Source organism: Kosakonia oryzae (genome assembly GCF_001658025.2).
Lineage (GTDB): Bacteria > Pseudomonadota > Gammaproteobacteria > Enterobacterales > Enterobacteriaceae > Kosakonia > Kosakonia oryzae.
The window spans coordinates 1693578-1706876 of record NZ_CP014007.2 but is presented as its reverse complement, the minus strand read 5'-3'; the positions used below and the strand labels follow the sequence as shown (position 1 = coordinate 1706876).

Sequence of the window (13299 nt, the reverse complement as noted above, 5' to 3'; positions counted from 1 at the left end):
CAGTACCCCCTTCCAGGGAGGGGAAGTGAAGCGTTAGCGGCGGGCCAGTAGCAGGCCGAGCACCAGACCGACAGCAGCACCGGCACCGATGCCCTGCCACGGTTTTTCATGAACGTAATCGTCGGCGCGATACACCGCTTTTTTCGCCCGATAGTAGTAAGTATCCGACGCGCTGCTGACGCGGTTCTTCACGTCATGCAGCGCCTGCTCGGCGCGGGCTTTGAGTTCGATGTACTTCTGGTCTGCAGGGTCGCCCGAGGAGCGGAGGACTTCTTCCAGCGTTTCGCTCAGCAGGGTCAGGTCGTCATCAATGTTTGAATCATAAGAGTGATATGACATCGTTTGTCTCCATGTTATGCACCTGTCCGCTAACTATAGACAAACACGGCAGGTTACGCCTGGCGGATCTCCCGCGCCATTCCGATGTGCGCAATGCCATCTTCATCATAGACATCCGTCACTGGCTGAAAGCCAAAGTGCGCATAAAAAGATTGCAGATGTGCCTGCGCCCCCAGGTACAGCGCCTTCTGCGGCCAATGTTGCTCACAGGAGTTCACGGCGCGCTCCATCAACTGGTAGCCCAGTTTTTCCCCTCTGACCTGGGCGCTGACAATCACCCGGCCAATCACCACGGGTGACAAATCATCATCACTTTTCAGAATCCTCGCATACGCCACCAGCTGATCCTCTTTCCAGCCGAGGATATGCCGGTTTTCTCCTGTCAGGTCATCGCCATCTACATCCAGATAGGGACAGGTTTGCTCGACAACAAACACTTCGCAGCGCAGCTTCAGCGCGGCGTAGAGTTCAGCAACGGTGAGTTCAGAATGGTGCAGGTCTTGCCAGCGGATCATCTCTTGCTCCTTATTTGTTATCATCCCGTTATACTCAATTTTTTGTGATTTGGGCAGAGCAAAACTGTGGAACTGATTTTCCTGGGCACCTCCGCCGGGGTCCCGACGCGCACACGTAACGTAACCGCGATGTTGTTGAATTTACAACACCCGACCCGCGCAGGGCTTTGGCTGTTTGATTGCGGCGAAGGCACGCAGCACCAGATGCTGCGCACGGCGTTTCATCCTGGCAAGCTGGACAAAATTTTTATCACTCATCTGCATGGCGATCATCTGTTTGGTTTGCCTGGGTTGCTGTGCAGCCGCTCGATGGCCGGGAATGTTCAGCCGCTGGATATCTATGGCCCGCAAGGCATTCGCGAGTTTGTGGAAACAACTTTAAGGCTGAGCGGTTCATGGACCGACTACCCGCTGACCATTCATGAAGTCACTGCCGGGCTGGTGGTGGATGACGGCCTGCGCAAAGTCACGGCTTACCCGCTGGAGCACCCGGTGGAGTGCTACGGTTATCGTATTGAAGAACATGATAAGCCCGGCGCACTGGACGCGGCCGCGCTGGTCGCCGCCGGCGTAACGCCAGGGCCGCTGTTTCAGAAATTAAAAGCGGGTGAGACGGTGACGCTGGAAGATGGCCGCACGCTGTGCGGTACTGATTACCTTGCTCCGGCAGAGCCGGGTAAAAAGCTGGCGATTTTTGGCGATACATCTCCCTGCCCTGCATCGCTTGAACTGGCGCGCGGTGTGGATCTGCTGGTGCATGAAGCCACGCTGGAAAGTGCGATGGAGGAGAAAGCGAATAGCCGCGGTCACAGTTCAACGCGGCAGGCCGCACAACTGGCGCTGGACGCGGGCGCAGGCAGGCTGGTGATTACTCACCTCAGTTCACGCTATGACGAGAAAGGTAGCCTGGCATTGCTGGCCGAATGCCAGGCGCTCTTTGCGCAAACAACTCTGGCTGAGGATTTTGCGTTGGTTCACATTTGATTTTAATTTAGGCACTCTATTTTTTTCACCGCATGCCGATAATAGATATACGCAGGCATCTTCTATTGAGGGCATGATGGATAATTTCCAGAAAGACATCGATGACAGGGCGAATCTTACTCTGTCGAACCGGTTTGAGCTGTTGCTGTTTCGTCTCGGCACGTCGTTAGATTCCACGAAATCAGAGCTGTTTGGCATCAACGTGTTTAAATTGCGCGAAATAGTGCCGATGCCCACCTTCACTCGCCCTGCCGGAATGAAGCCGCCCTTAATGGGGATGGTCAATATCCGCGACCAGGTGATCCCGGTGATTGACCTGGCGGCGGTGGCGGGCTGCAAGCCCACGACCGGCCTCAATATTTTGTTGATCACAGAATATGCCCGTAGCGTGCAGGCCTTTGCGGTGGAGTCGGTAGATAACATCACTCGCCTGGACTGGAAACAAGTGCATACGGCGGAGAAAGCGATCAATGGTCGTTACATCACCAGTATTGCCTGCCTGGATGACGATAAGGACACCAACAACCTGGCGATGGTGCTGGACGTTGAGCAGATCCTGTATGACATTGTGCCTGCGGATCACGACGTGCATGGCGATCATATACCGGACAAGAAATTCCATCTGAAACCGGGCTCGGTGGCGATTGTGGCGGAAGACTCCAAAGTGGCGCGCGCCATGCTGGAAAAAGGCCTCAACTCGATGGAAATTCCGACCGACATGCATATCACCGGCAAAGATGCATGGGAGAAAATCCAGCTTCTGGCGCAGCAGGCCGACAGTGAAGGTATACCGGTTAGCGATAAGATCGCCATGGTACTGACCGATCTTGAAATGCCGGAAATGGACGGCTTTACTTTAACGCGTCTGATCAAAACCGATCCGCGCCTGAAAAACATTCCGGTGGTGATCCACTCGTCACTCTCCGGTAGCGCGAACGAAGATCACGTACGTAAAGTGCAGGCCGACGGCTATGTTGCGAAGTTCGAAATCAACGAGCTTTCGTCAGTGATTCAGGAAGTGCTCGACCGCGCGGCCAATAATATACGCGGCCCGCTGATTAGCCACCACCAGGTTGCTTCACAGCCGTTACTGGCAAAGTAATTTCTGCGCCATAAAAAAACCGCCGGGTTTGCAGCCCGGCGGTTTTTCTTTATGCGCTATACGCCATTACATCATCGGCAGCGCTAATTGTACGATACTGATCAGCGGCTGCGGGTAAATCCCCAACAGCAGTACCAGCAATGCAGAGATCAGCACCACAATCCCGCCAGCACTGTAGGCCCAGTCGGACGGCGCATCGCGGTTCAACTGCTGCGGCGCACTCAGATAGAGGCTCACCGCCACGCGCAGGTAGTAATACAAACCAATCGCCGAACCGACCACCACAGCGCCCGTCAACCACCACAGGTGCGCCTCGACGCCAACGGCGAGGATGTAGAACTTACCGATAAAGCCTAAGGTCATCGGAATACCTGCCAGCGACAGCATCATCACCGTCAGAACCGCCGAGAGAATAGGACGGTGCCAGAACAGACCACGGTAGGAGTAAAGTGATTCTGCGTCCGGGCCGCGATACGGGCTGGACATCAGGCTCACCACGCCAAACGCGCCGAGGCTGCTGAACAGGTAACCAGCCAGATAAACGCCAACGGTTTCCATCGACATCTGGCCGCTCTGCAGCGCAATCAGCGCCACCAGCAAATAGCCGAGGTGCGAGATGGAAGAGAAACCGAGCAGACGTTTGATGTTGGTCTGGCTCAGTGCCATCAGGTTACCGAAGATGATGGAAACAAAGGCGATAAGACCCAGTACCACACGAACAGCTTCACTTTCGCTGACCGGCGCATAGAGGAACAAACGCATCAGCACGCCAAAGATGGCGATTTTGCTGGCGGTCGCCAGGAAGGTGGAGACCGGCGCAGGCGCGCCTTGATAAACGTCCGGCGTCCACAGGTGGAACGGCACCAGCGAGAGTTTGAAACCGAGACCGACAATCATCAGGCCCAGACCCGCCAGCAGCAGCGGCTCGTGCAGCATGCCTTCACCGAGGCTCTTACCGATAGCAACAAATGCCAGGTTCCCGGTTTGCGCGTAAACCAGTGCGATACCGAACAGCAGGAAAGAAGAGGCTGCAGCAGACAGGATGGTGTACTTGATACTGGCTTCCAGCGAACGTTTCTGGCGGAAGGCATAACCCACCAGCCCGAACAGCGGCAGGGAGATCAGTTCAATACCAAGGAACAACGCCGCCATATGGTTGGCGTTAGCCAACAGAATGCCGCCCAGTGCAGCAATCAGTACCAGCAGATAAAACTCTTCTTTGTTGTCGCTATACCCTTCCAGCCACGGATAGGCGAAGGTGCAGGTGGCGAGGCTCGCCAGTAGCACCAGCCCGGTGTAGAGCATGGCGTAACCATCGACGCGCATCAGCGGCGTCACATCCATTGCTCCTGCCTGTCCGACAAACCACAGGGAGAGCAGCGCGACGTTCAGGCCGATGACCGACAGCGTGGCATTGAGGAAATGGTTGCGTCGCCACGCAATGGAGAGCATCACAACCACCACCGTCAATCCGACGATCAGCAGCGGCAGCAGCGCAATCAGGTGTTGTGGAGTAATTGTCATGGCGATTTACGGCCTTGTAGTAGTAATAGAGTTAACAAACCACTGCTGGATATTACCCATCGCGGCATGCGAGGTATCCAGAATCGGCTGCGGATAGAAGCCAAGCAGTACCAGAAGTACAACCAGGATCAGGATCATAAACAGCTCGCGCAGTGACAGCCCCGGCAGTTCCTTGCTGGCCAGTTCGCTTTTCGCTTTACCGAAGTAGGCGCGATGCAGCATTGCCAGTGAGTAAACCGATGCGAAAACCAGACCGAAGGTAGAAATCACCGTGATCATCGGCACAATCTGGTAGCTGCCGAAGAGGATCATGAATTCACCGACGAAGTTACCGGTACCCGGCATACCCAACGTGGCGACAGCGAAGAACATCGACAACGCCGGCAACCATTTAATCTTGCTCCACAGCCCGCCCATCATACGCATGTCACGGGTATGCAGACGTTCGTACAGCTGACCACACAGGATAAACAGACCCGCTGCAGAGAGACCGTGCGCAATCATCTGGATAACCGCCCCCTGATAGGCCAGCTGGCTGCCGGTGTAGATAGCAATCAGCACGAAGCCCATATGGGACACCGAGGTGTACGCAATCAAGCGTTTGATATCCGTCTGGGTGAACGCCATCCATGCACCGTAGAAAATACCGATGACGCCCAGCCACATGGCGATGGGGGCAAACTCTGCGGAAGCGTTCGGGAACAGCGGCAGCGAGAAACGCAGCAAACCGTAGGCCGCGGTTTTCAACAGGATCCCCGCCAGGTCAACGGAACCCGCGGTCGGTGCCTGCGAGTGCGCATCCGGTAACCAACCGTGCAGCGGCACCACCGGCATTTTCACCGCGAAGGCGATGAAGAAGCCCAGCATCAGCAGATATTCGACGTGGTCGGACATCTGTGTTTTCAGCAGGTCTTCATAGTCGAATGTCCAGACGCCGGTCGCGTTATAGTGCACCACTACCAGCGCCAGGATGGCAATCAACATCACCAGACCACTGGCCTGGGTATAGATGAAGAACTTGGTCGCAGCCGTAATACGCGTCTTCCCGTCGGAGGCTTTGTGGCCCCACAGTGCAATCAGGAAGTACATCGGCACCAGCATCATTTCCCAGAAGAAGAAGAACAGGAACATGTCGATGGCAAGGAACACGCCGATAACGCCGCCCAGAATCCACATCAGGTTGAGATGGAAGAAACCCTGATATTTCTCGATTTCACGCCAGGAGCAGAGTACCGCCAGCACACCGAGGAAACCGGTCAGCACCACCATCAGCAACGACAAACCGTCCATTGCCAGATGAATATTGATGCCGAAGCGTGGGATCCACGCCAGTTTAAACTCTTCTTGCCAGGCTGGCAGACCGGTGGATTGCGTCAGAGAGTAGCCGCCCTGCATCCAGAGTTGCAGGGAAAGCGCCAGCGTCAGTCCCATGGTGATCAGGGCTATCCAGCGCGGCACCTTCACGCCGAAGCGTTCGGTCTGCCAGCAGAGAAAGCCGCCGATAAAGGGAATCAGTATTAGCCAGGGTAATAACATGGCGATATTTGTTCCTTGTTTAAGTCCGCCTCAGGCTATCTTGCTCGTCATAGCGAACCCCGGCTGTGCTCGCAATCCTCACGTACTTTAGTACGCTCCGGTTGCTCTGCGCAGGCGGTGTCCACTCTGACTTCGCCGATAACGCCTGTCCATTCGGACCTGATTTTCAACGAATTTTCTAAAAATTCTCTTTCAGTTTGTAAGCCGGATAAGCGTAGCGTCAGCCGGCCCACAAACTCAGCGCAATACCATCAGCAACGCCAGCACTACGACAGCACCAATGCTCATTGACGCGACATACCAGCGCAGATACCCGTTCTCGCTAAACAGCAGCCCTTTGCCTGCAAAGCGCGACAGGATCGCCGGAATGTTCATCAGCGCATTCAGCGGATCGCTCTTCAGCAGCCAGGCAATGCCAAGATACGGCTTCACGAAGATGCGGTCGTACAGCGCATCGAAGCCCCAGGCATTGAACCACCAGGTCCCGAAGAAACGACCTGTCGCGCTGTTGGCAATCGAGTGCACCAGCGTACGTTTACCCAGCCACAGCCAGGCCGCCAGCAGAATACCGATGACGGCAACTGCACCGGACGCCACTTCCAGCATGACCACGCTGCTGTGCGCCAGCTCGGTGGTTTCTGGCAGCACGCCTCTCAGCGGTGGCACAATCATCGCGCCAATAAAGGTAGAGAGCACCAGCAGCACAATCAGCGGCAGATGATGGGTGATCCCCTTCCCTGCGTGAGCGTGAATCTGTTCTTTCCCGTGGAAGACAATGAAAATCAGGCGGAAGGTGTACAGCGATGTCATAAACGCGCCCACCAGACCGGCAATCATCAGATTGACATGGCCGTTTGCTACCGCACCGGCAAGGATTTCGTCCTTACTAAAGAAGCCTGCAGTCAGCAATGGCAGCGCCGACAGCGCCGCGCCGCCGACCAGGAAGCAGGCGTAGACCAGCGGAATCGACTTACGCAGGCCACCCATTTTGAAGATGTTCTGCTCGTGATGGCAGGCGAGGATCACCGAACCGGACGACAGGAACAGCAGCGCTTTAAAGAACGCATGCGTCATCAGGTGGAAAATCGCCGCGTCCCAGGCCTGCACGCCCAGCGCCAGGAACATATAACCAATCTGGCTCATGGTGGAGTAGGCAAGTACGCGTTTGATATCCGTCTGCACCAGCGCGGCGAAACCCGCCATCAGCAGCGTTACTGCACCAACGATACCGACCAGATGCAGCACTTCCGGTGTCATCAGGAACAGCCCATGCGTACGGGCAATCAGGTAAACACCGGCGGTCACCATGGTGGCGGCGTGGATCAGCGCGGAAACCGGCGTCGGGCCAGCCATCGCGTCCGCCAGCCATGTCTGCAACGGCAGCTGCGCGGATTTACCGACCGCACCGCCCAGCAGCATCAGCGTCGCCCACATCAGCATGTTATTGCCGTTGGCGAAGTGCTGCGGTGCCAGCTCAACCATTTCGCGGAAGTTCAGCGTCCCCAGTTCGTTGTAAAGGATGAACAGCGCGAAAGCGAGGAAGACGTCACCCACACGGGTAACGACGAACGCTTTCATCGCCGCTGCGCCATTCTTCGGATCGGTGTAGTAGAAACCGATCAGCAGATAGGAGCACAGGCCCACGCCTTCCCAGCCGAGGTACATCAGCAGCAGGTTATCCGCCAGCACCAGTACCACCATGCTGGCGATAAACAGGTTGGTGTAGGCGAAGAAACGGGAGTAGCCCTCTTCTCCGCGCATATACCAGGACGCGAACATGTGAATCAGGAAACCCACGCCGGTAACGACCGAAAGCATGGTCAGTGACAGGCCGTCCAGCACCAGGTTGAAACCGATGTTGAAATCACCGACCGCCATCCATGTCCACAGCGGTTGCGAAAACGCCTGCTGACCGTTGTTGAAGAAATCAACGCCGACAAGGACGGTCACCAGCGCCGCGAGGCCAATCGAGCCAACACCGACGGTTGCAGAAAGATTCTCTGACCAGCGCCCGCGGGAAAAGGCCAGTAAGACAAAGCCAATAAAAGGCAGAATAATGGTTAAGGCGAGCATGTTCATCCACGCATCTCACTTACTGAATCGATATTCAGATTCTGGCGGCGACGATGGAGTTGCAGCAGCAACGCCAGGCCAATACTCGCTTCCGCAGCCGCGAGGCTAATGGCGAGGATATACATCACCTGCCCGTCGGTCTGTCCCCAGTAGCTGCCGGCCACCACGAAGGCCAGCGCAGCAGCGTTAATCATGATTTCCAGCCCAATTAGCATAAACAGCAGGTTGCGGCGGATAACCAGACCGGTCAGACCCAAAACAAACAAAATCGCCGCGAGGATCAGTCCATGTTGTAAGGGGATCATGCTTGCTCCTCCGTTTTTCTTTTCGCGCGGTCATCGGTGCGATTGCTCAGCACTTCACCGGCCCTGTCTTCGCGCCCGAGATGGAAGGCCACAACCAGACCCGCCAGCAGCAGCATGGAGGCCAGCTCCACGGCCAGAACGTAAGGGCCAAACAGCGTAATACCAACCGCTTTCGCGCTAATCGCCGTCCCGTCGATACCCTGATCGTTGACGCCCAGAATGGCGTAAACCATCACCACCAACAGCACCGCAGAGAGCAGCGCCGGGCCGATCCAGATTTGTGGCGACAGCCAGTTGCGCTCCTGCTCGACCACGGTATTGCCAAGGTTCAGCATCATCACCACAAACACGAACAACACCATGATGGCCCCGGCGTAAACGATGATCTCCAGCGCACCGGCGAAGTAAGCGCCGAGTGAAAAGAAGACCCCGGCAATGGCCAGCAGCGACACAATCAGATACAGCAAGGCGTGCACCGGGTTGGTATGCGTTATTACGCGTACCGTCGTCAGGATGGCGACCAGGCCACAGATATAAAAAGCGAACTCCATTGCCCCTCTCCTTACGGTAACAGGCTCTTGACGTCGATAGGTTTGGCTTCGTTTTCCGCTTCACCTTTATCTTTGCCGTCGATTGCCATACCTGCCATCCGGTAGAAGTTATATTCCGGGTATTTGCCCGGACCGGAGATCAGCAGATCCTCTTTTTCGTACACCAGGTCCTGACGTTTGTATTCACCCATTTCGAAATCCGGGGTGAGCTGAATCGCCGTTGTCGGGCACGCCTCTTCGCACAGACCGCAGAAAATGCAGCGTGAGAAGTTGATACGGAAAAATTCCGGATACCAGCGACCGTCCTGCATCTCCGCTTTTTGCAGCGAGATACAGCCTACCGGGCACGCTACCGCACAAAGGTTACAGGCAACGCAACGCTCGGAACCGTCCGGGTCGCGCGTCAGCACAATACGGCCACGGTAACGCGGCGGCAGATAAACTGGCTCTTCCGGGTACATACGGGTTTCGCGTTTCGCGAAAGCATGCAGGCCAATCATCCAGATACTACGGACCTGGGTGCCGAAGCCCACGAGTAATTCTTTTAAAGTCATGGTCTTTTCACCCCTTATTGCGCCTGCCAGAGAATGACAGCCGCCGTTCCCAGCAAGTTGAGTAGCGTCAGCGGCAGACAGATTTTCCAGCCGAACGACATCACCTGATCATAACGAGGACGCGGCAGTGCGGCGCGAATCAAAATGAACATCATCATAAAGAACGCGGTTTTCAGCGCGAACCAGATGAAAGGCGGTAACAACGGCCCCTGCCAGCCACCGAAGAACAGCGTGACCATCAGCGCAGAAATGGTGACGATACCGATATATTCGCCGACGAAGAACAGACCGAATTTCATCCCGGAATATTCAATGTGGTAACCATCCGCCAGTTCCTGCTCGGCTTCCGGCTGGTCAAACGGGTGACGGTGACACACCGCCACACCGGCGATAGCGAAGGTCACAAAGCCGAAGAACTGCGGGATGACGTTCCACAAGCCCGCCTGGTTGTTGACGATATCGGTCATGTTGAATGAACCGGCCTGCGCCACCACGCCCATCAGGGAAAGCCCAAGGAACACTTCATAGCTCAGGGTTTGCGCAGAAGCACGCATCGCACCGAGCAGTGAGTATTTGTTGTTGCTTGACCAGCCCGCGAACAGCACCGCGTAAACCGCCAGCCCTGCCATCATTAAGAAGAACAGGATGCCGATGTTCAGATCCGCCACAACCCAGCTCGGGCTGACCGGCACAATAGCAAACGCTAACAGCAGCGAGGTGAAGGCGATCATCGGCGCGAGGGTGAAGATCACGCGATCGGAGAAGCGCGGGATCCAGTCCTCTTTAAAGAACATTTTGATCATGTCCGCGACCAGCTGGAGTGAGCCACCCCAGCCAACGCGGTTCGGTCCGTAACGGTTCTGGAACAGACCGAGCAGGCGACGTTCGCCAAAGCTCATGAACGCACCGCAGGTGACCACCACCAGCAGAATGACAATTGCTTTCAGGATGCTCAGCAGAATGTCGATAACATCCGGTGTTAACCAGCTCATGCTTGCGCCTCCCGCAGATTTTCAAGACGTGCTCCGGCCAGCACCGGCGCGATGCCCGGCATCCCCATCGGCAGACCAACCTGCCCTGCCGCCAGCCCTTCGGAAACCTGCAATGGCAGGCTGATGGTCTGACCTTCCCAGGTGAAGGAGATATGCGCGCCCGCGTTAACGCCAAGCTTCGCGGCGTCAGCCGGGTTCAGCTTGATGTACGGTTGTGGCATACGGCTCTGGAATACCGGAGAACGCTGCGACATTTCATCGCTGCCGAACAGGTGGTAGTACGGCGCGATACGCCATTTACCTTCCTGCGCTTCGAAGGTTCCCGGAACGGAAGTGAAGTATTCCAGCCCACTTTCGCTGGCCTCAATCAGACGAACGCCCGGATCGCCGTAACGCAGGTGACCACCCACTTCAGCCTGGAATTTGTTCCATGCCTGCGGGGAGTTCCAGCCCGGTGCCCACGCAAACGGAATTTGCGAACGCGGAGCGGACGGCTGGTTGTTCCCTTCCATCGAGAAGGCGAACATCGTGTCTTTGTCCTGCGGCTGACGCGGTTCGTGCACGCTGATATTAGCGCGCATGGCGGTACGCCCACTGTAGCGATGCGGTTCACGGGCCAGTTTCTGACCGCGGATGCGGAAGCTGGCATCCGGCGCCGCTTCTTTAATGCCCGCCAGTTGCGGCAACGCTTCAACGGCAGCGTCAATCACATGGTCAAGCTGTGTCCAGTCCACTTCACGGTTTTCAACGGTGCTGTGCAGTGAATGCAGCCAGCGCCAGCTCTCCAGCATAATGGTTTTGCTGTCGTAATAGGCCGGATCGTAAACCTGGAAGAAACGCTGGGCGCGGCCTTCGTTGTTGATTACCGTACCGTCACTTTCTGCAAAGCTGGCAGCGGAGAGCACCAGATGAGCCTGCTCCATGATTGCCGTACGCTGATGATCGATCACCAGCACCAGTGGCGCTTTCGCCAGCGCAGCATCAACGCGTGCAGCGGAAGCATGGCGGTGCAGGTCATTTTCCAACACTACGACAGCATCAGCATGGCCCGCTTCCAGCTCCGCCAGCGCATCATCAAGGCTGCCGCCGCCAATCAGGCCGAGGCCCATGCTGTTGACCGAACGGGCAATCATAGTGATGCCGACATCGGCACCGCGCCCTTTCAGCGCTTTTGCCACGTTGGCAGCCGCCTGAATCACTTCCGCACTACCGGCGTTTGTGCCGGAGATAATTAGCGGTTTCTTCGCTCCGGCCAGTGCCTGGACAATCACATCAATTTTGTTTTTCAGGTCGCTGCTCAGACCGTCAACCGCTGGCGCCGTCTCATCCAGTGCGTGGGCGATGGCGAAACCTAAACGCGCCTGATCTTCAACCGGCGCGCAATAGGTCCACGCGGCGATATCGTCCAGACGGGTGCTGTCGACGTTGGTAACAAACAGCGGATGTTTGGCGCGCTGACCAATGTTCATGATCGCCGCAATCTGCCAGTCGGCGACTTTCTGCGCCGCCGCCATTTCGCGGGCTTTGCCTTTCACGGCCTGACGCACCGCCAGCGCAACACGCGCGCCGGTCTGCGTAATGTCTTCGCCGAGAATCAGTACCGCATCGTAAGATTCAATTTCACGCAGCGTCGGGGTACGGATACCGCCTTCGCGCAGCACTTTCAGCGCCAGCTCCAGACGTTCCTGCTCGCCTTTGGCGATGCCGGTGTAGAAATTATCCGCACCGACCAGCGCGCGCAGGGCAAAGTTGCTCTCTACGCTGGCGCGAGGAGAACCGATACCAATTACTTTCTTCGACTGACGCAGAATATCCGCCGCGCCCTGCATTGCTTGCTCGGCATTCAGGGTGATTAGATCGTCGCCACGGCGTTGTACCGGCTGACGCGGTCTGTCTTTCAGGTTGACATAGCCATAACCGAAACGGCCACGGTCGCAAAGGAAGTAGTGGTTAACGGTACCGTTGTAACGGTTTTCGATGCGGCGCAGCTCGCCATAACGTTCACCCGGGCTGGTGTTGCAACCCAGCGAGCACTGCTGGCAGATGCTCGGCGCAAATTGCATGTCCCACTTACGGTTGTAACGTTCGGAGTGCGTTTTGTCGGTGAAGACGCCAGTTGGGCAGATTTCTACCAGGTTACCGGAGAACTCGCTTTCCAGCGTGCCATCTTCCGGACGCCCAAAGTAGACGTTATCGTGCGCGCCATACACGCCAAGATCCGTGCCGTCTGCGTAGTCTTTGTAATAACGCACGCAGCGATAGCAGGCAATGCAGCGGTTCATTTCGTGTGAGATGAACGGACCGAGATCCTGATTACGGTGAGTACGTTTGGTAAAACGATAGCGACGGAAGCTGTGACCGGTCATAACGGTCATATCCTGCAAGTGGCAGTTGCCGCCCTCTTCGCAGACCGGGCAATCGTGCGGGTGGTTGGTCATTAACCATTCCACTACGCTCTCACGGAACTGCTTCGCTTCATCGTCATCAATAGAAATAAAAGTACCGTCGGATGCCGGTGTCATACAGGACATCACCAGGCGGCCACGCGTGTCTTCCGCGTTTTGATATTGCTTCACCGCACACTGGCGGCACGCACCCACGCTCCCCAGCGCCGGATGCCAGCAAAAATAAGGAATATCAAGGCCTAAGGAGAGACAAGCCTCAAGAAGGTTGTCTGCTCCGTTTACCTCGTATTCTTTGCCGTCTACATGAATAGTAGCCATTAGCATGCTTCCAGTTGGCCTGAATAACCTTTGTCCTTCGCGCCGTAGCAGCGTTGTTACATCACGAAGATTGCGGGTCTTTCTCAGGTATTAATCAAAAT

Annotated in this window: 12 protein-coding genes; 2 read left to right on the top strand and 10 right to left on the bottom strand. The window is 56.2% G+C overall.

The features are described 5' to 3' along the window. Nucleotides 1-33 precede the first annotated feature (33 nt). A complete protein-coding gene (elaB, locus tag AWR26_RS08240) occupies nt 34-339 on the bottom strand; it encodes a stress response protein ElaB (RefSeq protein ID WP_043952908.1) in 306 nt (101 codons plus the stop codon). A 53-nt stretch (nt 340-392) separates the two neighbouring features. Continuing rightward, nucleotides 393-854 carry a GNAT family N-acetyltransferase gene (locus AWR26_RS08235; RefSeq protein ID WP_064564877.1) on the bottom strand — a complete coding sequence of 154 codons (462 nt, stop codon included), beginning with the start codon at nt 852-854 and terminating at the stop codon, nt 393-395. Between the two features lie 66 nt (nt 855-920). Between AWR26_RS08235 and rbn the strand changes: the two genes are divergently transcribed. Next, nucleotides 921-1838 carry a ribonuclease BN gene (gene rbn, locus AWR26_RS08230; RefSeq protein WP_064564876.1) on the top strand — a complete coding sequence of 306 codons (918 nt, stop codon included), beginning with the start codon at nt 921-923 and terminating at the stop codon, nt 1836-1838. A 76-nt stretch (nt 1839-1914) separates the two neighbouring features. Continuing rightward, nucleotides 1915-2940, top strand: coding sequence for a chemotaxis protein (locus tag AWR26_RS08225; protein ID WP_064564874.1), 1026 nt, complete (start codon nt 1915-1917; stop codon nt 2938-2940). Nucleotides 2941-3006: 66 nt separating this feature from the next. On the opposite strand, the gene nuoN is transcribed toward AWR26_RS08225, so the two are convergent. The 8 genes from nuoN to nuoG form a co-directional block, all read right to left on the bottom strand. Beyond that, nucleotides 3007-4464 (bottom strand): NADH-quinone oxidoreductase subunit NuoN, encoded by a 1458-nt coding sequence (gene nuoN, locus AWR26_RS08220; RefSeq protein WP_043952905.1) that lies wholly within the window; start codon nt 4462-4464, stop codon nt 3007-3009. A gap of 6 nt (nt 4465-4470) precedes the next feature. Continuing rightward, nucleotides 4471-6000: an NADH-quinone oxidoreductase subunit M gene (gene nuoM, locus AWR26_RS08215; protein ID WP_064564872.1), complete on the bottom strand. Its 1530-nt coding sequence runs from the start codon at nt 5998-6000 to the stop codon at nt 4471-4473. Between the two features lie 237 nt (nt 6001-6237). After that, nucleotides 6238-8079, bottom strand: coding sequence for an NADH-quinone oxidoreductase subunit L (gene nuoL, locus AWR26_RS08210; protein WP_043952903.1), 1842 nt, complete (start codon nt 8077-8079; stop codon nt 6238-6240). Further along, on the bottom strand, nt 8076-8378 hold the full coding sequence (gene nuoK / locus AWR26_RS08205) for an NADH-quinone oxidoreductase subunit NuoK (RefSeq protein ID WP_002463445.1): 303 nt from the start codon (nt 8376-8378) through the stop codon (nt 8076-8078). Before nuoK ends, nuoL begins: the two co-directional genes overlap by 4 nt. Continuing rightward, nucleotides 8375-8929 (bottom strand): NADH-quinone oxidoreductase subunit J, encoded by a 555-nt coding sequence (gene nuoJ, locus AWR26_RS08200; RefSeq protein WP_007371095.1) that lies wholly within the window; start codon nt 8927-8929, stop codon nt 8375-8377. Before nuoJ ends, nuoK begins: the two co-directional genes overlap by 4 nt. Before the next feature lie 11 nt (nt 8930-8940). Continuing rightward, nucleotides 8941-9483 (bottom strand): NADH-quinone oxidoreductase subunit NuoI, encoded by a 543-nt coding sequence (nuoI, locus tag AWR26_RS08195; protein ID WP_035942165.1) that lies wholly within the window; start codon nt 9481-9483, stop codon nt 8941-8943. Between the two features lie 14 nt (nt 9484-9497). Further along, complete coding sequence (gene nuoH / locus AWR26_RS08190) at nt 9498-10475, bottom strand: NADH-quinone oxidoreductase subunit NuoH (protein WP_043952902.1); 978 nt, start codon at nt 10473-10475, stop codon at nt 9498-9500. After that, nucleotides 10472-13198, bottom strand: coding sequence for an NADH-quinone oxidoreductase subunit NuoG (gene nuoG, locus AWR26_RS08185; RefSeq protein WP_064564870.1), 2727 nt, complete (start codon nt 13196-13198; stop codon nt 10472-10474). Before nuoG ends, nuoH begins: the two co-directional genes overlap by 4 nt. Between the last annotated feature and the right edge of the window lie 101 nt (nt 13199-13299).